15 protein-coding genes are annotated in these 20,116 nt (G+C 39.3%); 4 read left to right on the forward strand and 11 right to left on the reverse strand.

Annotated features, from left to right (window positions below; translation table 11 throughout):
- Window positions 1–42: 42 nt before the first annotated feature.
- From P3L37_RS10315 to P3L37_RS10350, 8 genes are all read right to left on the reverse strand, one after another.
- Window positions 43–3,054: a TonB-dependent receptor domain-containing protein gene (locus tag P3L37_RS10315; protein WP_109913291.1), complete on the reverse strand. Its 3,012-nt coding sequence runs from the start codon at window positions 3,052–3,054 to the stop codon at window positions 43–45.
- A gap of 18 nt (window positions 3,055–3,072) precedes the next feature.
- The gene (locus P3L37_RS10320) at window positions 3,073–4,485 is read right to left on the reverse strand and encodes a surface lipoprotein assembly modifier (protein WP_109913292.1); all 1,413 of its coding nucleotides are present in this window, start codon (window positions 4,483–4,485) and stop codon (window positions 3,073–3,075) included.
- An 87-nt stretch (window positions 4,486–4,572) separates the two neighbouring features.
- The gene (locus tag P3L37_RS10325; protein WP_109913293.1) at window positions 4,573–5,316 is read right to left on the reverse strand and encodes a Slam-dependent surface lipoprotein; all 744 of its coding nucleotides are present in this window, start codon (window positions 5,314–5,316) and stop codon (window positions 4,573–4,575) included.
- A gap of 436 nt (window positions 5,317–5,752) precedes the next feature.
- Complete coding sequence (gene rnd / locus P3L37_RS10330; protein ID WP_004910722.1) at window positions 5,753–6,874, reverse strand: ribonuclease D; 1,122 nt, start codon at window positions 6,872–6,874, stop codon at window positions 5,753–5,755.
- A gap of 84 nt (window positions 6,875–6,958) precedes the next feature.
- Window positions 6,959–8,647, reverse strand: coding sequence for a long-chain-fatty-acid--CoA ligase FadD (gene fadD, locus P3L37_RS10335; protein WP_004910720.1), 1,689 nt, complete (start codon window positions 8,645–8,647; stop codon window positions 6,959–6,961).
- A gap of 431 nt (window positions 8,648–9,078) precedes the next feature.
- The gene (locus tag P3L37_RS10340; RefSeq protein ID WP_004910718.1) at window positions 9,079–9,681 is read right to left on the reverse strand and encodes a Slp family lipoprotein; all 603 of its coding nucleotides are present in this window, start codon (window positions 9,679–9,681) and stop codon (window positions 9,079–9,081) included.
- Between the two features lie 244 nt (window positions 9,682–9,925).
- A complete protein-coding gene (tsaB, locus tag P3L37_RS10345; protein WP_109913280.1) occupies window positions 9,926–10,624 on the reverse strand; it encodes a tRNA (adenosine(37)-N6)-threonylcarbamoyltransferase complex dimerization subunit type 1 TsaB in 699 nt (232 codons plus the stop codon).
- Window positions 10,625–10,718: 94 nt separating this feature from the next.
- A complete protein-coding gene (locus tag P3L37_RS10350) occupies window positions 10,719–12,644 on the reverse strand; it encodes an ATP-dependent DNA helicase (protein WP_109913281.1) in 1,926 nt (641 codons plus the stop codon).
- A gap of 149 nt (window positions 12,645–12,793) precedes the next feature.
- Here P3L37_RS10350 and P3L37_RS10355 point away from each other — a divergent pair, with 149 nt between their 5' ends.
- A complete protein-coding gene (locus tag P3L37_RS10355; RefSeq protein ID WP_004254978.1) occupies window positions 12,794–13,141 on the forward strand; it encodes a RidA family protein in 348 nt (115 codons plus the stop codon).
- A gap of 177 nt (window positions 13,142–13,318) precedes the next feature.
- On the opposite strand, the gene mdtI is transcribed toward P3L37_RS10355, so the two are convergent.
- Both mdtI and mdtJ read right to left on the reverse strand, forming a co-directional pair.
- Window positions 13,319–13,651: a multidrug/spermidine efflux SMR transporter subunit MdtI gene (mdtI, locus tag P3L37_RS10360; protein WP_004254980.1), complete on the reverse strand. Its 333-nt coding sequence runs from the start codon at window positions 13,649–13,651 to the stop codon at window positions 13,319–13,321.
- 1 nt (window position 13,652) lies between these two features.
- Window positions 13,653–14,081 carry a multidrug/spermidine efflux SMR transporter subunit MdtJ gene (mdtJ, locus tag P3L37_RS10365; RefSeq protein WP_004910709.1) on the reverse strand — a complete coding sequence of 143 codons (429 nt, stop codon included), beginning with the start codon at window positions 14,079–14,081 and terminating at the stop codon, window positions 13,653–13,655.
- A gap of 634 nt (window positions 14,082–14,715) precedes the next feature.
- Here mdtJ and pdxK point away from each other — a divergent pair.
- Window positions 14,716–15,564, forward strand: a complete 849-nt coding sequence (pdxK, locus tag P3L37_RS10370) for a pyridoxine/pyridoxal/pyridoxamine kinase (protein WP_004910707.1) — start codon at window positions 14,716–14,718, stop codon at window positions 15,562–15,564.
- A 97-nt stretch (window positions 15,565–15,661) separates the two neighbouring features.
- Here pdxK and zwf read toward each other — a convergent pair whose 3' ends face one another.
- Entirely contained in the window at window positions 15,662–17,137 is a 1,476-nt protein-coding gene (zwf, locus tag P3L37_RS10375) for a glucose-6-phosphate dehydrogenase (protein ID WP_004910705.1), read from the reverse strand.
- A 472-nt stretch (window positions 17,138–17,609) separates the two neighbouring features.
- Here zwf and P3L37_RS10380 point away from each other — a divergent pair, with 472 nt between their 5' ends.
- Both P3L37_RS10380 and pyk read left to right on the forward strand, forming a co-directional pair.
- Window positions 17,610–18,455 (forward strand): MurR/RpiR family transcriptional regulator, encoded by an 846-nt coding sequence (locus P3L37_RS10380; RefSeq protein ID WP_004910703.1) that lies wholly within the window; start codon window positions 17,610–17,612, stop codon window positions 18,453–18,455.
- Between the two features lie 200 nt (window positions 18,456–18,655).
- On the forward strand, window positions 18,656–20,098 hold the full coding sequence (pyk, locus tag P3L37_RS10385) for a pyruvate kinase (RefSeq protein WP_109913282.1): 1,443 nt from the start codon (window positions 18,656–18,658) through the stop codon (window positions 20,096–20,098).
- Window positions 20,099–20,116: the final 18 nt, after the last annotated feature.

Genomic DNA, 20,116 nt, shown 5'->3' on the forward strand with positions numbered 1-20,116 from the left:
CTAATGCCAAAACATAACTACATCAACGAAGGGGAATCCCTTTTAGAAGCGACTTGTTACATTGAAGCGTATAGTTCTACCCGGTGCCGGCATCATACTGCGGGTTAGAGGATCAATATAATATTCATCAAATAAATTTGTAGCTAATAATTCAAACGATAGGTCTTTATTAAACTGGTAATTAACATAAGCATCAGCAGTAAAAACCGCATTCCAGCTCATTGGGCTATTATTTAATGGTGCATATGAGAATGGATATTTATCTATCATTTCCGCCTCATCCTCATTTTTTGCTTTACTGTGATAACGCATACGGCTACCCACTTCCAAGCTTTCATCTAAAAAACGTAAACCTAGGTTGGCATGAATACTGTATTTGGGTTGCAATTGAGTACGTAAATAGCCGCCGGGGAACCCAGCTGTTGTACACTCTGAGCCCCCAAATTTATTATAGGGGTCCATCACCATCAATGAGACTTCATCACAAACTTCATTTTTTAAGCGGTAATCTACCCCTAAGTCACCAAATACCCAGCCATTATCATAACGTGCCAATAGTTCCAAACCAGCTGTGTTATGTTTATCAACCTGCGTAAAGACTAACCTGTCGTTCCTATCAAAGGCATTTGTGACTACGGTGTTGTAGTAATTTATACGTAAGTCAGCATGATTTTCTGCCGCAACCAGTTCTTGGAAATTACGCACATATCCCAGTTCTATTGTATGGCTACGTTCTGGCAAATAAACCGGCGGCACATAGTTTGCTTCACGTCCCCCTGAAAAACCAATAGTGTCTTCAAAGATACTTGGCATTCTAACGGTCTCTAAATAACGCCCAAATATTCGGTCGTTCTCTGTTAGGTAAATAGTTGCTCCTAACGCTGGCGCCCAAGCCGATTCTTCATTTCTTTTTGGCGCTTTAAATTTTTGGTCATCTGTGAACATAACTTCATCTGTTTTTTTATTACTAAGCGATCCCAATCGATATTTTTTCGCTTTTAAACCTGTTACGGGATCTATTATTTCTTCTTTTAAATCAATCTCGCCATTATAGAATGGGTTATTTTTGCGTATAAACCGGTTATTTTCATCGACCTTCCATTTCACTATATTGTTTCTTTCTGTAATTCTAAACTCAAATTTTTTTCTATTTATATCCTCTCGATAGCTAGCATCACTTAATGAATTAGCTTTCATTTTTAGTGCTTTTTCGATAAAAATTCTCTGATTATAAAGTTTTTCTTTTATATCTTCGTATGTATTCCCTTTATCATCAACATACTGCTGTATTGTTTGGTATTCTTCTGCACTTAATAAACGGGATAACCTATAGTTTCGAGCGGTTATATGGCTATAGGGCGCATAATTTACATCTTTGGCCGCAATGCGTCTCTCTTTTAATAAATCCCTTGACCAATAGCTAATATATTGAACCCCCGCATTCAGGCTTAACCAATCAGTAGGCTGCCAATCAAACCGAATAGTACCATTATATTCCCGACGCTTACCTTCCCTTGGGATAGCACGGAACATGTTCCCCTTGGGGCTAGAATCCGAATTAAAAATATCTTCACGACTACCAATGGTTTCATCAATTAAGCTTCCCATTAAAGTCACTTTAAATTCAGGTGTAATTTGAAACTTATTGGATAATGAAACACCATAGCGATCGTTAAGTTGGTTTAATTTAATGCCATCAACTAAGGTGCCATTAATGGCAGGGTTTTTAGCCACATTTTTATCTCGACCAAATTCATAATTCCAATCTCTTTCCATTGGTTCCCTAGGCTGGCCACCTGCGGTATTTGAGTTTAAATTAGTTTTTGTCAACCAATAACCTAAGCGAAAATCAATCCAACCAATGGACTCAGGTTTGAACGAATAATTGGCGTAAAAAGTATTTAGCGCCAAGTAAGCCAAAGGCCATTGCGGAATTTTCCCCTCAAGATCATGATAACGAATTTGTGATGGCATAATTTCGCCATAATGGCTCACTGTACGCATATAACCCAGAGATAAATCTTGCGCATTCGGTAACATCAAATTTAATTTAGTCAACAACGTTGACATTTCATTCGAGGTATTCGCCACCTCTGTATTTGGCCCGTAAATTCTGGCTACAAAGGGTATATAGGGGTCTATCGCCTTATTTGTGTTATTAGGGTCATAGGTAATAATATCATCATAAAATTTATCCACCCCACGGCGCCCTGCAAAATAGTTGCCTTGGTTGCGGTAGCTGTATGCCAGCATCAAATCAAACTTTTCTTGCCGTGTTCCAACGGCAATGCGTGCTGCGTTATCTTGCAGATTAAAGAAATTGGCGTTACCTTTACTACGAGCATCAACAAGCATTTCGTGATCTTGAAAATAAATTCCACGAAACTTCTGCATGTCTAACGTACTCAATAGGCGCTTATCATCACGATAATCTATACCGTGGTTTAAATGGTTAATCCGCGGCTTTGTAGAGTTACTCGATGTTTCTAATTTAATATCAAAACCAAATTTGTCATTTTTATCCATAACATCGTCAATACCAATGGTGGTTATCGCCACTCCACCGCCTGTCGATGTACGCACATTACGGTCTAGCGTTGCGCTTTTCATTACTTTAATACTGCTAATCATATTCGGGTCGATATAATTGCGGTTATTCGCCCCGTTATAGCCACGCCACACAGTGATAGCCTGTTCTGTGCCATCCACAGTCACCGGAACACGCCCTTGCCCCTGTATCCCTCGTACATTGGGGTCTATCGCCCCGCTATTACGGGCGTCACCACTATATACCCCTACTGCATGGTTAATGGTGTCTGCGGGGTTAGTGCCTTTATAACGATCAATTTCTTCTTTACTAATATAAATGTTTGATTCGTCTTTATCATATTGGTCGTCCGCCCCTTTTCTATCACGCTCTTTGATAGTGGTCGCTTTATCATTTACCACAATAGAGCCGATGTTTTCGCTTTGTTGGGCGTAGACTAAACTTGCAATACTGCTAATAGATAACCCTGTCACGATATTAATGGCTATCACTGTTTTGATTTTCATTATCTGTTCCGGTGAAAATTAAAATTTCTTGGTGAAATTGACACCGACTTCACTTTGCTTAAAAGAATAAATAATATCTGCCGTGCTTTTATTCACTTGGCTATTAAAATAAATAGAAGGTGTAAAAGTTAATATTTTATTTTTATCAAATGTTACTTGGGCATTTAAATATCTATTTTGATCTTTTCTTTTTACATTTAAATACACATCAAACTGTTCGAAATTTGTTTGCTTGTAACCTACCGCAACAAGTAAATCACACAGTTCGGTGACCTTTAAAAAACCGGCTCTAATCCCATACTGTGAATAACTATCACTATTGCGTTGTTTTTCCCGATTGGCTCCATGTATTCCCCCAAAAGCGACTAACTGAGAATCAACTAAATAGGTCCCAAATAGTGAATAGATCCATTTATCACCATCATTAAAACTATACTCATGAGGATACGTTTTATTTTTATATTCAAAATCACCTAAAATAGTTACTCGATGATTTAACGTATATTCTGTTGCTATTTTTCCTCCTAGGCTTAAATTATAATATTGGTTATCATGCCATTTGGCTTCAAATATGGGCAATATGCCGATTTTTGTATTCGCATTCTCAAATTGATAACCCCCGCTAACAAATATATTTATTTTTCTAGCCGTGACTGTTTTCATCGGTTCTAACCCAAACGCACCGAATGATAATAGCCCTGAATGGTTACCCACGAGAGGAAACCGCTTTGTTGATTTAATATAATAATGCCATTTTCCACCTGCGATAGACTGATTGCTGCTATTCATACATTTACTACGAAAACAGTACATTTCACGGCTATTTGATGCTTCATTTAAATTAAAATCATAACTTGAACCTAGCTTAACCATTCCTTGCCAGCGATTTTTATTCTCTAAATATATTATTTTATTTTCAATATATTCAGCTAACTTACTTGATATTCCCCCGCTATGTTTTGTTTTTATATTCTGATATATCGACAATGCTGCCTCATAATGTTTAACATAAGTTAGTGCTCGTGCAAGTTTTAACTCAACCAAAAGCATATTAGGCTTGTGAATTAAAATTTCATTATATAACCTAATTGCCAAATCATATTCATCATTTAATATCGCCTTTTCAGAGTGAATATATTTAACCAACTCTTTATCATGGTCTTTATGACTAACATAATTATCAATAATTTTATTTATTGCATCAAAATGCCTCTTCTGAATTAGATCATAAAGAATAAAGCCAAGTTCGTCGATATTTTTTTTACTATATTTTATATTATTTATTTCTGACTGATATTTTTTGTTACTATAACCATTTAGACCATTAGTAATCTCCTCTTTTATATCTTGAACTGCCTGTGCTGAGCGTGGAGAAAAAAATAATAATAAAATTATATATATTAAATTTGTTTTTTTATTAAAAATAAACATATTAAGATTACCATTTTAATGATACAAATAAAAAAGTAGACAAATTTCCTTTTGCCTACTTTTTTTATCCAATTATATTTTCAGTAATTATTCGTCTTTCTGCCCACCAAATGCCGTGTCTAGCTCACGATTACTCTCATAGAAAAGAATACCTGCCACTTGTTCAGCATTCTCCCCAAAGAGTTGTCCCATACTCTCACCATGATCTGTTCCATTAGCAATGGCAGCACCGATAAATTTACCATCTTCTTCAATGGAGCCCATCATGGAGTGGCTATTCGTTCCTTCTAATGCACCTGTATATGATTTATCCGTAAAATCAGCATTAAACCAACCCGTCTGTTTTGCTTCACCTGCGAATTGGTTAATGCCTGCTATAGTATAAGTCGCTTGGCCACTGGTTGGGACTTCTGTTGTTGCATTTGCACCGGAGAAATAAACCGTGTGCATTGCATCATCGGCTAAGCCAGTTTGTGACCAATCACCGAAATATACCTCGGCATCTGCAACTTGACTAAATTGGAACTTGCCCATGCCACCGTGCGGGCTACCGCCACTTTCCAAAACATACACGTTGTCTGGCTTTTGTGTTACCATATATTTTAAGCCAGAAAATGATATGGTTTTGCCTTCCTTCATAAAGCGAGAACCAATTCCCGGTGCCCCGATACTCCCCCCATGTGGCCCCATAGTTGATTGAGTTTTATCGACAATAATATTTGTTAGGCCATCATTATAATTTAAACTCTGATTTGATACCGTTTCTGCCATAACACCAACAGAAAATATAGAGAAAGATACTGCAACTGTAATTAATGATAATTTCTTCATTTGCACGTCCTTTTCAATAGAAGTTTGAATTAGGTAGTTTTTTAAAAAGACACATTAAATAAAAGTTTATGCTTTCCTTTAATGTTCGAGATTGAGTATATGCAAATGATTTTTATTTACAAATAAGGGAAATATAATTCAATTTTTTATTATTAGGCAATAAGAAAAAATAATCTTTTATTTTTTAAACAGTTAATTAAAAACCCTATAATATCTAATTTTATTTATTAGGGTTTTCATTAAGAATTAATTCTATTTTTAAGAGTAATTACAATTATTGGATAAAAGTAAAATAAATATATTGATTAATAAATAAAACGTATATTTTTATAAATATATTGACAAACAATAAATATAAATGAAATACAGGTGGAGAAAGTAGACTAAGTTATTTAAATGAGATACAAGAAGTACTCTTCTTGTACCTCATAATATGCTATACGCTTGCTAAGAGCTTTGCTATGGGTTCAGCGAGTAATCGCCCTCGCCAGCCAGCCAATAGCTCAGGAGGTGTAGCCGAAGACTTTAACCCCCAATGAATAGACAGTAATTGGTTAATTTGCCGTCTAGAGGCCAATAATTCTGCATTAAATTTTTCGTTTTCAGCAATATCTTTAACTACCGCTTTAATTTCTTTAAACACACTTTTGTATTGGCTCTGTTCAGTAATATTCGCCACCGGTGTTGGGTATTGGCTTTCATCAAGTTGTTTTGCTTGTTCGACAATCGCTAATAAACGCTTACCATGGCAACGAATTTCTTGCCCCGTTAAACCAAGTGCATCGAGTTCACCAAGAGAGCCTGGTAAATAGCGGGCTACTTTCCACAGGTGCTCTTCTTTCACCACAAAGTTGACCGCCATATCACGTGCTTTAGCTTGGTTTAAACGCCATTGTGCTAATAACTGTAGGCAAGCCAGCTGTTCATCACGTAGTTGCCACGCATTATGGATATTCATGTAGGCTTTTTCTGGCTTTAGTGTTTTTTGCCGACGAGCGACAACACGTTGGCACTCATCTTTTGCATCTTCCAAATAGCCAGCTTCAGTCACTTTTCCCATTAAAATTTCAGCTAATGGCAGCAAATACAGTACATCTGCGGCTGCATAATCACATTGTTTTTCGCTTAACGGACGCGCGAGCCAGTCTGTCCGTGATTCACTTTTGTCGAGCTCAATGCCTAAATGTTCAGCAACCAATGACGCAAAACCACAAGAAATTGGGTAACCTAAAAATGCAGCCACAACTTGTGTGTCGATCATCGGCTCAGGTACACAATCGAAATCATGCATAAACACTTCAAGGTCTTCACTCCCCGCATGTAAAAATTTTAGTTGCTCTGGGTTGGTTAAAAGTGCTTTAAATGGGCTAAAATCCGTGATTAATAATGGGTCAATTAACGAAACTTGCTTTCCATCATATAGCTGTAGCAAACCTAGTTGTGGGTAATATGTTCGGGTACGAACAAACTCGGTATCCAAAGCGAGCCATGGTGCATTACTAGCCTCTTGGCATACTTGGGCTAATTCACTATCTGTAGTTACTAAACGATAATTCAAAACAAGTTTCTCTTTTTTATTTTCATCACAATGACGCCGGTTAAAACCGGCGTCATCTATTCTTTGTTTAAGACTAAACCACAATCATACTGGTGATTTTTCTCTTTGCAATTTTTCTTCATCACGTAGGTCTTTACGCAAAATTTTACCCACATTAGATTTTGGTAATTCATCACGAAATTCAAATATCTTAGGTACTTTATACGCGGTTAATGAACGACGGCAAAAGGTTTTTAGCTCATCACCCGTTAAATTCGCATTTTTCGTTACAACGAAAACTTTAACCGCTTCACCCGTACTTTCACTTGGTACGCCAATTGCGGCACATTCTATAACGTCTGGATGTGCCGAAATAACATCTTCAATTTCATTTGGATAAACGTTAAAACCTGAAACGATGATCATATCTTTTTTGCGATCAACAATACGAATATAACCTTCGCTATCTATTTCTGCGATATCCCCCGTCGCTAACCAACCATCCACTATCGTGTCCGCGGTAGAATCAGGCCGGTTCCAATACCCTTTCATGACTTGTGGACCTTTTACCCACATTTCGCCAGGCTCACCAATAGCGACTTCGTTGCCGTCGTCATCAAGGAATTTAACATCTGTTGACGGAACAGGTAAACCAATGCTTCCACTATAACTGGTTAAATTATAAGGATTACCCGTTACTAGTGGTGCACATTCTGTTAACCCATACCCCTCGAGTAAATGTTTCCCTGTCAGCTTCTGCCATTTTTCTGCAACGGCTTTTTGAACGGGCATTCCGCCTCCAACTGAAAGGCGTAAACGTGAAAAATCCAACTTTTTGAACTCTTCATTATGCAGCCACGCATTAAATAACGTGTTAACACCAGTAATTGACGTAACGGGATAACGTCCTAGTTGTTTTACGGTGTCAGGTACATCTCTAGGGTTGGTAATCAATAAGTTAACTCCCCCCACCGTAATAAATAGTAAGCAGTTAACTGTCAAAGCGAAAACGTGATACAGCGGTAAAGCAGTGACAACAAATTCAGCCCCAAATTTCAGTACAGGCCCGTAAGCCGCTCTTGCTTGCTCAATATTTGCTAACATGTTGCGATGAGTTAACATCGCCCCTTTAGCAACACCGGTTGTTCCACCGGTATATTGCAAAAAGGCCAAGTCATCACCGGTAATGTTAGGCTTAATGTACTGCATACGATAGCCATAATGCATAGCGCGGCGAAAGGAAATGGCGTCTGGTAAATTATATTTAGGGACTAAGCGTTTGACATACTTAACTACAAAATCAACGATTGTGGCTTTAGGACGTGAAAGTTGGTCACCCATACGCGTTAAAATGACGTGTTTCACTTTGGTATTGAAAACAATTTTTTCCAGTGTATGCGCAAAATTCGATACAATAACAATCGCTGTTGCACCGCTATCATTCAATTGATGCTCTAACTCTCTTGGGGTATAGAGTGGATTAACATTTACTACAACCATCCCTGCTCGTAATATCCCAAATAAAGCAATCGGATATTGTAATAGGTTTGGCATCATTAATGCGACACGATCCCCTTTTTTAAGGCCAAGTCCATTTTGTAAGTAGGCAGCAAAAGCGCGACTTCTCTCTTCAAGTTTCCGATAAGTCATCACCGCCCCCATGTTAATGAAAGCAGGTTGGTCGGCAAATTGAGAAACCGCATTTTCAAGTAACTCTGCTAGAGAAGCGAAGCTATCAGGATTGATTTCTTCCGGCACATCAGCAGGGTAATTTTTTAGCCAGATTTTTTCCAAAATGTTACTCCTGAATTTAGTGAAGTTATTATACTCAACATCTCTTTTAACAAATTATTAACTCAGCGTACCAGTTTGAAAAACAGACAATGTCAAGGTTGAGAGGTCTATCACTAAATAAATTTTGTTCCTTCAAGAAAAAACAAGGCGGACTAAGCCGCCTTGTTTGTCTTAAATTAGTTAAACAGATATAAATCTGTACAAGATTGCGTAATTATACATGATGTTACGTTGTTTTTGGAGAGCTTATCTAGTCACTTAAGAAAGGATTTAACCTATTACGTTAACTAAAGTCATTTTTATTGAAACTAAATTTTAGTTAATGTTTTTATTACGCACTTTCATCTGTTAGCGCTTATTTAGATAATCTTTTCTATATCAACAAAAAAGCCCCGCTATAAGCAGGGCTTTTAAATAAAGAAAGATAATCATTATTCTGTTAGATACGTTTGTACGGGTACTGGGCCTCCAGGATAACCGTATCCATAACCATAGCCCCACGGGTGGTTATAAAAATACGGGTCACCATAATAACCATAACCCCACGGGCCAGATGGCGGAAGCATGACACTTTGTGCAACATTCCAGCGTTGGAAACCTGTTACATCTAACGTGACATACTTATAAGGAACTTGCCCTACTTTTCCTTGTTGCTCCCCAGTGATTTTCCCCACCACAGTAATATAACGGTTAGTAAAATCACTTGGTTCACGAAAACCATTTAGGTACGCATAAATACGCCCAATAGAAGGGGAATTGAGTTCTGGCGCAGCATCATATTTATTTAATGCCATCACCGCAATTTCTAAACGTGTTCTTGCTGTTTCATTTTTAACTGCAAGCACTTTCCCGCCAAAACGTGCCTCCTGCCCAATATACATTTCAGGAGCATTTTGTACGGATGTTAAGTTATCTGTTGGGTTTTGCACCGAACCTTGAATTGAAGCAGGTATCGAAACACACCCTGTCAGTGCTAATATGCTTGCAACAAAAAGGCCTTTAAGTGCATTACGGCAGTTTAATTCAATGTTCATAGACCACCTCCGATTAGCGACATTATAAATTCAGGTAATACAGTTTTAAATAGCATTTAGCAAACAAAACACGATATGTTAAAAGTAGCCATAAGAATTCTATTACACCCTAATAATATCCTAAATTATTGAATGATTCGATTCGTATTTTTATTATTCAATATTGGATTTATTTTCTGTTTAATATAAAAAATTGGCTATATCACGTGATATAGCCAATTCAAATCAATTAATTTCCCATGTATTATTCACGACCAGGCAATTTTTTCCATGTAACTTCATTACGTAGGTAAGTAGGTTCGACGTTTTCAACGGCAACCACTTTTCCCTGTTGCCATAATTGCGCAGCAATGGGTAACATATCTTGCGCATCAGGCAGCGTAATATGGCTATTGGACAATGAAGCTGAGTCATTCAGCAATGAAGGATACGCTTCCCATCCAGTTCCTGCATAACTCCAAACCCCTGAAAGCCCAGTAAATTTATTTTTAAAATCATCGGGAAGTAGAACAGCTTCGGTTTCTTCACCTAACCAGTGACCTTCAGATGTTCGCTGATATTGGGCACAATAAATTTCTGACATCCGTGCATCAATAGCCACTAATACCTGTTTATGCCCCGCTATACGAAAGGCGCCTTCAGCAAGTGTCATTAAAGAGGAAACGCCAATCATGGGTAAATTAGCTCCTAATGCTAACCCTTGTGCGATACCAACACCAATACGAACCCCAGTGAAACTTCCTGGGCCTCGCCCGAAAGCTAATGCATCTAACTGATTTAACCCCATTCCGGCTTCCGCAAGAACGTCCTCAACCATGGGTAAGATTTTTTGCGTGTGCTCACGGGGAGAAACCGCAAAACGAGAAATAATATCACCTTCACACCAAAGTGCGACTGAACAGGCTTCTGTTGCTGTATCAACAGCAAGAATACGACTCGACATGCCTAAACTCCGGCAAATTAATAGTTTCTAATTGAAAGATGCCGATTATATTAACATAAACGGCCGTAGGAATAGCAGAAAAACAAGGTGGGATTTACCTCGTTCTATTAACTTCTTGTCTTTTCTCTTCAAGAAATGCAATTGCTTTTTGTATACTTCTTGTTCGCGGTGATGGCGGAAGGCTACGTAAAAAAACCTCACCATAAGGACGTGTCACTAAGCGGTTATCACAAATAACGATGACACCATAGTCACTGGTATCACGAATTAACCGCCCGACACCTTGTTTTAAAGTAATCACGGCATCTGGTAATTGAACATCAGAAAAAGGGTCTCCGCCTCGTAATTCACAATCTTCGATACGCGCTCTTAATAATGGGTCATCCGGCGCAGTAAATGGGAGTTTATCGATAATGACACAAGTCAGTTCATCACCTCGCACATCAACCCCTTCCCAAAAACTACTGGTAGCAACTAAAACGGCATTCCCTGCTGAAATGAATTGGGATAACAGTTTATTTTTACTGCTTTCCCCTTGCATTAAGACGGGTAATGTCAATGAGGATTTAAACTCTTCGGCCAATTCACGCATCATCAGGTGCGATGTACATAAAAAGAAACAGCGCCCCTGATTTTTTTCAATCATAGGTCGTAGCATTGTTGCTAATTTTTGTGCTAGACCTCGTTGATTGAGCTCGGGTAAAAAACGGGGAACACATAATAAGGTTTGGCTTTGATAATCAAATGGGCTGGCTAATAATAACGTTTTTGCACTGACTAAACCTAAACGGTCAGTGAAGTGACTTAATTTTTCATTTACCGACAAAGTTGCTGATGTGAAAACCCAACTGCCTGGCGTACTTGCAATCATTTCGCTGAATTTATCTGCAACCGTTAAGGGGGTTAGCGCCAGTAAAAAATGGCGACCATAACTTTCAAACCAATAACTGTAACCCGCAATCGTCACATCTTTTAAACGATTCAAACGATTTCGGTAAATAGTGACGCGCTCAAAAATTGAGTCTAAGCTCTGTGATCGGCCTAAAGTGGTTTTAATCACTTCGTAACAAAGTTCAAGAGAATCATCAAGTAATGTCAATGCTCTTTGCACTTCAGGGCGTTTTAGTAAATCACGTAAATTACCACGAAAACTGTTTTCCCCCAAATTGAGCCGGAAATCCAGTGTACTTTGCGTGAGCCTATCTGCACTTTTTTGTAGTTGCACTTGGTCTTTTAACTCAGTTCGATAGGCCATAATCATATCGCGTGCAAGATCAAGTAGTTGACGACTGCTAAGTTGCTGACCAAAATATTGGCTGGCGATATCTGGAATTTGGTGCGCTTCATCAAAAATCATGACTTCTGCTTGGGGAATTAGCTCACCAAAACCCGTGTCTTTCACGATTCTATCAGCCATAAATAAATGGTGATTTACAACAACAATATCCGCTTCTAAGGCTTTACGACGTGCTTTTAAGACAAAACAGTCTTGGTAACGTGGGCAGTCGCTGCCGAGACAATTATCATTGGTACTCGTCACTAACGGCCAAACTGGGCTGTCTTCAGCGATATCATGGCAGGTACTCGTATCACCTAACTCAGATTCAATTGACCAACTGCGTAGCCTCACTACCGCTGACAATATTTCAGGTTCAAGACTACCACCACCGAGGGACTGTTGGTCTAATCGCTCTAAGCATAAATAATTTGATCGCCCCTTTAACAAGGCTGTACGCCCAGTGTAACCCATGGCATCAATAATTGTCGGTAAGTCCCGGTGATACAGTTGATCTTGTAAGGCTTTTGACCCCGTAGAAACAATGACTTTTTTTCCACTACGCAATGCAGGAACTAAATAAGCATAAGTTTTTCCTGTTCCAGTACCGGCTTCCGCCACCAGCACATGCTGCTGCTCAATCGACCCAGTTACTGCGTTCGACATCGTAACTTGTGCTTCTCGAGGCTGAAAACCGGGAATTGTTCTGGCTAAAAAGCCATCCGCAGAAAAATCGTCGTGCACTACAAGACCTATTTATTAGTAATAATGAGGACACACTTTACCATGAGTTTATTAACCCTGCTGAGGTAATTATTATCCCCTTGAACAACTGATTTTCATCCAGCCTACAAACTGTTATTCTTGAGCCACATGTATAATAGGGAATAATTATGACTATCAAACGTATTGACCCGGATAATCGTTGGTCTGAAGCTGTTATTCACAATAATGTAATTTACTACACCAGTGTGCCTGAAAACCTTGACGCTGATATTGTTGCTCAAACAGCAAACACGCTCGCGGCAATTGATGTCATGCTTGAACGTGTTGGTTCAGACAAAAGTAAAATTCTTGATGCCACCATTTTTCTTGCTGATAAAGCCGATTTTGCTGGTATGAACCAAGCATGGGATGCTTGGGTTGTTGCTGGAAGTGCGCCTGTCCGCTGTACTGTCCAAGCATTGTTGATGAAGCCAGAATATAAAGTTGAAATTAAGATTGTTGCAGCAATTGATTGATTAGACAGGTTTTGCTTTGCATAAAAATGGGCGCCAATTATTAGCGCCCATCCATGCTCTAAATAGTTTGTGATGTCGCTAGGCGGCAAGTGAGTTAATCCCTTGGGGCATACAAAAGTATGTGACTAGGGTTAACGAATGCAGCCAACAACGCGACAACGCAAAATATGATGAGCATTATGACATCTTAATAAGTACCATCCCCAGCAACAGCAACACAATTCCCCCCCAGCCTTTATAATTTAGCCGTTGATTGAAAAGAATCCAACCTGCTGCTACTGTCGCGATAATACCGAATGCTCCCCATAATGCATAAGCAATTGAAAGTTCGATTCCTTTTACAGCTTGCGCTAGTGCACTGAAGGCTCCGAGTACCGCAATTAGGGAGAGAATACCTATCCAATATCGTTTAAATCCATTCGACATTTTTAACAAAATGTTAGCTGCGATTTCTAATATTACGGCTAGGATCAAAAACGCAGCATGCCACCATTCAAAATGACTCGCCATATTACGCCTCCGACTTAGCTTCGCGTCCAACTAAAGCATTTGTTTTGGCAGCATTGACCGCGTTTTGTGTAACTTGTTTTACTTTCTGTGCAGATTGACGAACGGTGGCTTTTTTGGTGCCTGATTTAATCAACCCAATACCGGTGATCAGTAATACTAATCCACCTATTTTCATCGGTGATAGTGATTCTCCAAACCACATGACACTAAATGTTGTGATAAAAAGAATGCCAATACCTTCCCAGAGTGCATAGGCGACACCTAATGCCACTTTTTTAACTGCAATGGCAAGCAAAATGTATGATGTTGCTATCATGACATACATCACCACCATACCGGTGAAATCACCACTAACGCTGGCATGTTTCATTGATAATGTACCGATAACCTCGGCAACGATAGCTAATACTAAAAATATCCAGTAAATCATTATAATATCTCTCTATGTACAGCCACGTAATAGCCTGTTTTTTGTACAGAACAAATAGACAAATTACTATTGCGCGATTGTTGAAAATTCAAATAAATAACAAGGTGTTGCTGAGTTTATTCAGCGAAATGAATAATCGAGAGAGACGCTATAATGCACCACACCAGTAGTGTTCACTGGAAAGGATAGCTGAAAGGAAAAGCCTGTGTGTCGTTCTTTTTTGGGACTTGCTGATCTTGCCGCTAGTTGAGCTAAGCATGATATCTTATTCTTTTCATCAGGTAGACATCTACCCAATTTACTCCGAACCCTCATGTTGATAGTTAATTTCAGCTTATTTTTAGCATGCCAACTTTATTAAGTCAATGAATATAAACATTTTTTGCATTGAATAAAAATATGCATAACTATTCATTAATATGCTAATCAACCCTTGAACTATCAACAATTATACGAATAAACAAGCGGCAACGATAAATTTTTCATTGGAATTATTTTATAAAAAAATCTCTTTATTCCACTTTTTATACTCTCATCACACCTAAAATATACTATTCGATTTTTAACATTGACAACCTGATTGAACAAGCTTCTTATAGTAGCCATATGATTGTAATATGCCGAAGAGAGTGCCATGAATACCTTTAGCCTTACCTCCAATAGTTTCCAAAATGCCGCAGATGCAACACCATTACCTTATGATGTCGTATCAATTCAGTCGCAAGTTATTTATGGCAGCGTTGGGAATAGCATTGCCGTTCCAGCGTTGACAAAACAAGGTTTACGAGTAGCTGCAGTCCCTACCGTAGTACTGAGTAATACTCCTCATTATACCACTTGCTATGGTGGGGAGTTACCTGGAGAGTGGTTTCGTGGTTATTTAAACGGTTTTGTTGAACGTGGTAGTTTAGATTCTGTAAGAGCTATTTTGACTGGTTATCTAGGCTCCCCAGAAAAAGCTCAAGACTTAGCTGACTGGTTAACCCTCGTCCGCAAAGAACGAGCCGCACTGCCGGTTATTGTTGACCCAGTCATGGGGGATGAGGACAGTGGTTTTTATATTCCCCCTGAAATTGCCGAGGTCTACCGTGATAAAGTCATACCTTTAGCAACAGGAATTATTCCAAACAAATTCGAGCTCATGACCTTAAGTGGCAAACAAGTTAATAATTTGGATGATGCAACAACTGCAGCCCGCAGCTTATTGAAAGGAAATACACAGTGGGTAATCATCACAAGTGCTTTCCAGCCTGATGATGATAATATCGAAGTGGTCTGTGTTACCAAAGATGACGTGGCCGTGATCCGCCACAAACGTTACCCTGTCACGCCAAAAGGAACGGGGGATTTATTTGGTGCAGAACTCACCGCACAATTATTAGCTGGGCTGTCCGTTCCTGATGCCGCTAAAATGGCGTGTTTACGCATTGAACAAGCGATTATTCACATGGCTGCTACAGGACGTAGTGAATTGATTCTTTAAACCACGATATAACACGATATAACAAGCATAGAGAAATGGCGGGATTATCCCGCCATTTTAGTCAATACACCGTCTAATATTTCAAGTATTGATAATTTTATTCGAACTCATTCCACGAACGACCATCACGAGCAATCATCGCTACAGATGCAATCGGCCCCCAAGTCCCTGCCTGGTATGGTTTAGGCGCTTCATTGTCCATTGCCCATGCATCTATAATAGAATCAACAAATTTCCATGCTTCTTCTACTTCATCACGGCGAACAAACAGTGCTTGAATGCCGCGCATTGCTTCAAGCAATAAACGTTCATAGGCGTCAGCAAGGTGAGTTTGGTTGAAAGTTTCGGAGAAACTTAAATCCAATTTAGTGGTTTGTAAACGGTGTTTATGATCAAGGCCTGGTGCCTTATTCATAATTTCAATATCAATCCCTTCGTCTGGCTGCAAACGAATAGTTAATTTATTCTGAGGTAGATCTTGATAACTTTCCGAGAAAATATTTAACGCGGGCTTTTTAAAATAAACCACAACTTCTGAACATTTAGCCGGTAGGCGTTTCCCTGTACGTAAATAGAAAGGCACGCCCGCCCAACGCCAGTCATCAATATCAACACGCAAAGCAACGAATGACTCAGTCATACTTTGCTTATTCGCCCCCTCTTCCTCTAGATATCCAGGGACTTTTTTGCCCTGAACAAAACCAGAGGTATATTGCCCACGTACAGCCTTTTCACGCACATTAGTATGGTCAATGCGACGTAAAGAACGTAAGACTTTCACTTTTTCATCACGAATACGGTCAGTAGTTAAATCTGCCGGTGGTGACATCGCAATCATCGTTAAGATTTGCAATAAGTGGTTTTGCACCATATCACGCATTTGGCCTGCTTGATCGAAATAACCCCAACGACCTTCGATTCCCACTTCTTCTGCAACTGTGATCTGGACATGATCGATAGTGCGGTTGTCCCAGTTATTGATAAATAACGAGTTTGCAAAACGCAGTGCGAGTAAATTTAAAACTGTTTCTTTACCAAGATAGTGGTCAATACGATAAACTTGGCTTTCATCAAAATACTTGGCCACTTCATTATTAATTTCTTGTGATGACGCTAAATCCGTTCCCAGTGGTTTTTCCATGACAACACGATTTGGCTTTTTATTTAATTTAGCATGACCCAGTCCTTGGCACATTGCACCAAAGGTGCTCGGTGGCATGGCAAAGTAATGGATAGCCGGTTGTGCATCTTGTTTTAACATTTCAGCTAAACGCACAAAACTTTCAGTCTGGTTAACGTCTAAGTTACAAAAATCCAAGCGAGAGCTCAATTTTTCCCACAATGCTGAATCGAGATCTTCTTTTAAGAACTTATCTAACGCTTCTTTGACAAAGTGGACATAATCATCTTGACTCCATTCAGCTCGACCGACACCAATAATACGCGTGTCTGGATGAATGTAACCTGCTTTCTCTAACTGATAAAGCGATGGCAACAGCTTACGACGAGCGAGGTCTCCCTTGGTGCCAAAAATAATTAAGTCACAAGCTTGAGCAGCATTATGTACCGCCATATTGGTTCTCCTCAATTTGCGGAATGTAAGACCTAACTAGGATAGGCCTTATTGTAATTTTGTTAAAATTAGCCCTAATTCCGCTAATGTACCCTGTTGCTAGTGCCCAGTAAATCTTCATGATACCGATCACAGTTTTTATGATGAAAAAAACAACATATTCCCTGTTTGCTCTTATGTTACACACTGAATAATTTTTAGTGTATTAAAAAGATGCGATTTAACTGAATGGAGACAGCTTCCGTAAAAAAATAACAAAATATGTAGGATGTTTACTAATCTGAAAATTAGATACGGGTCAAAGTTTCACAAAAAGCTGCTAGTTATCACCTGCATTCAGATAGCTTACATATCTTACATAGTATATTTTCACTCTCTATTACAGCATCACGACAAGAAATTAAAAATCAACAATAGGATAACGTGATGACTCACAAATTTCTCCTTTCGATGAAATAGGCGCTTTTGCTATATGAATATTTTAGAACAAATGAAAACAAGTCTCGATTTTTTAAGTAAATCAGAAAAAAAGGTGGCTGAGGTTATTTTAGGTATGCCACAAAATGCCATTCATCTTAGTATCGCCACTCTAGCGCAATTAGCAGATGTTAGCGAACCAACAGTAAACCGCTTTTGTCGGAAAATGGGCACGAAAGGATTCCCTGATTTTAAATTACGATTAGCACAAAACTTAGCCAATGGAACCCCTTACATCAATCGCCATATAGAAGAAACTGACACAGTAAATACCTATACTCACAAAATTTTCGAATCGGCTATGGCCGGGTTAGATAATGTGAAACACACGCTCGATATTAGTGCAATTAACCGTGCAGTTGATTTATTAACCCAAGCACGAAAAATCAGTTTTTTTGGCTTTGGTGCTTCTGCTGCCGTCGCCCACGACGCAATGAATAAATTTTTCCGCTTTAATATTCCTGTCATATACTTCGATGATATTGTCATGCAGCGTATGAGCTGTATCAATAGTACTGAAGGAGACGTTATTGTGCTCATTTCCCATACGGGAAGAACAAAAGCATTAGTTGATATGGCTCGTTTAGCAAGGGAAAACGATGCCACCGTCATAGCAATTACCTCAGAAAACTCTCCGCTATCCCAAGCCGCTACCCTACCTATCATTATTGATGTGCCTGAAGATACAGATATCTACATGCCGATGGTATCAAGAATGGCTCAGCTCGCAGTCATTGACGTATTAACAACGGGTTTTACGTTAAGAAGAGGTGAAAAATTTAGAGATAACTTGAAGCGCGTCAAAGAAGCATTACGTGATTCGCGGTTTGATAGCATCTAAAGGCAATAAACTGACAGTATAAATGCTTTTCTTTGCTTTTCAGGCTTTAATAGTTTTACAGACCTGATAGCATTAAGAAATTGGCTGTATATAATAGCTGTGCTCGTGTCAGCATCCCTATTTGCAGTAAACAGGTTTCGAAATGGGGTGAAATGGTTTCACTCTTTTATCAACACCATTACAGGTCAACGGAGTAATACATGTCTAGACGGCTTAGAAGAACTAAAATTGTTACAACTCTTGGTCCAGCTACCGATCGCGATAATAATCTTGAAAAAATTATCAATGCTGGCGCCAACGTTGTTCGCCTTAACTTCTCCCACGGAACTCCAGAAGACCATCTATTGCGTGCTAATAAAGTACGTGAGATTGCCGCTCGTTTAGGACGTCACGTTGCTATCCTCGGTGATTTACAAGGCCCTAAAATTCGTGTTTCTACGTTTAAAGATGGTAAAGTTTTCCTCAATATTGGTGATAAATTCATTCTTGATGCCAATTTAGGTAAAGGTGAAGGTTGCCAAGAAAAAGTGGGTATCGACTATAAAGGCTTACCTGCCGATGTCGTTCCAGGCGATATTTTACTTCTTGATGATGGGCGTGTTCAATTAAAAGTCCGAGAAGTCCAAGGATTACAAGTCTTTACAGAAGTTACTGTTGGTGGTCAATTATCTAACAATAAAGGTATTAATAAACTCGGTGGCGGTCTTTCTGCTGAAGCATTAACAGACAAAGACAAAGAAGATATAAAAACCGCAGCCAAAATTAATGTCGACTATTTAGCCGTTTCATTCCCTCGCTCTGGTGAAGATTTAGATTATGCGCGCCGATTAGCTCGTGATGCGGGTTGTGAATGTCAAATTGTTGCTAAAGTCGAGCGTGCTGAAGCCGTTGCCAATGATGAAGTCATGGATGAGGTTATTCTCGCTTCTGATGTCGTCATGGTTGCTCGTGGTGACCTCGGTGTAGAAATTGGCGATCCTGAGTTAGTTGCTGTTCAGAAAAAATTAATCCGTCGTTCACGTCAATTAAATCGCGTGGTTATCACTGCAACACAAATGATGGAATCGATGATCACTAACCCAATGCCAACGCGGGCCGAAGTCATGGACGTCGCGAATGCGGTGTTGGATGGTACCGATGCCGTTATGCTTTCCGCTGAAACTGCCGCAGGCCAGTACCCTGCAGAAACGGTAGCTGCAATGGCACAAGTTTGCTTTGGTGCAGAAAAAATGCCTGGCCTGAATGTATCTAAACACCGTTTAGATGCAGAATTTAGCAGCCCAGAAGAAGCAATTGCTATGTCAACAATGTATGCAGCTAACCACCTTAAAGGGGTTAAAGCTATCATTGCAATGACTGAGTCTGGTCGTACTGCTCGTATGATGTCTCGTATCAGTTCTGGCTTGCCTATTTTTGCAATGTCTCGTCATGAAAAAACGCTCAACCAATGTTCTCTATACCGTGGTGTTACCCCTGTTTTCTGTAGCACCCACACAGATGGTATTGCGGCTGCTAATGAAGCAGTGACACGTTTACGTGATAACGGCTATTTAATGAGTGGTGACGTGGTTCTTGTCACTCAGGGTGACTTAATGGGCACCGTAGGTAGCACGAATACTTGTCGTATTCTAGAGGTCGAATAATCTTTTAGCCCTCGCCTA

Origin of the sequence: Providencia sp. PROV114 (assembly GCF_032704305.1) — a bacterium.
Classification (GTDB): Bacteria; Pseudomonadota; Gammaproteobacteria; order Enterobacterales; family Enterobacteriaceae; genus Providencia; species Providencia rettgeri.

Coding starts and splice junctions, on each gene's coding strand:
- pyk (WP_109913282.1), top strand. CDS start 18,656: ATGTCTAGACGGCTTAGAAGAACTAAAATTGTTACAACTCTTGGTCCA.
- tsaB (WP_109913280.1), bottom strand. CDS start 10,624: ATGTCGAGTCGTATTCTTGCTGTTGATACAGCAACAGAAGCCTGTTCA.
- mdtI (WP_004254980.1), bottom strand. CDS start 13,651: ATGGCGAGTCATTTTGAATGGTGGCATGCTGCGTTTTTGATCCTAGCC.
- pdxK (WP_004910707.1), top strand. CDS start 14,716: ATGAATACCTTTAGCCTTACCTCCAATAGTTTCCAAAATGCCGCAGAT.
- P3L37_RS10315 (WP_109913291.1), bottom strand. CDS start 3,054: ATGAAAATCAAAACAGTGATAGCCATTAATATCGTGACAGGGTTATCT.
- P3L37_RS10325 (WP_109913293.1), bottom strand. CDS start 5,316: ATGAAGAAATTATCATTAATTACAGTTGCAGTATCTTTCTCTATATTT.
- P3L37_RS10380 (WP_004910703.1), top strand. CDS start 17,610: ATGAATATTTTAGAACAAATGAAAACAAGTCTCGATTTTTTAAGTAAA.
- mdtJ (WP_004910709.1), bottom strand. CDS start 14,081: ATGATTTACTGGATATTTTTAGTATTAGCTATCGTTGCCGAGGTTATC.
- P3L37_RS10340 (WP_004910718.1), bottom strand. CDS start 9,681: ATGAACATTGAATTAAACTGCCGTAATGCACTTAAAGGCCTTTTTGTT.
- P3L37_RS10355 (WP_004254978.1), top strand. CDS start 12,794: ATGACTATCAAACGTATTGACCCGGATAATCGTTGGTCTGAAGCTGTT.
- P3L37_RS10320 (WP_109913292.1), bottom strand. CDS start 4,485: ATGTTTATTTTTAATAAAAAAACAAATTTAATATATATAATTTTATTA.
- zwf (WP_004910705.1), bottom strand. CDS start 17,137: ATGGCGGTACATAATGCTGCTCAAGCTTGTGACTTAATTATTTTTGGC.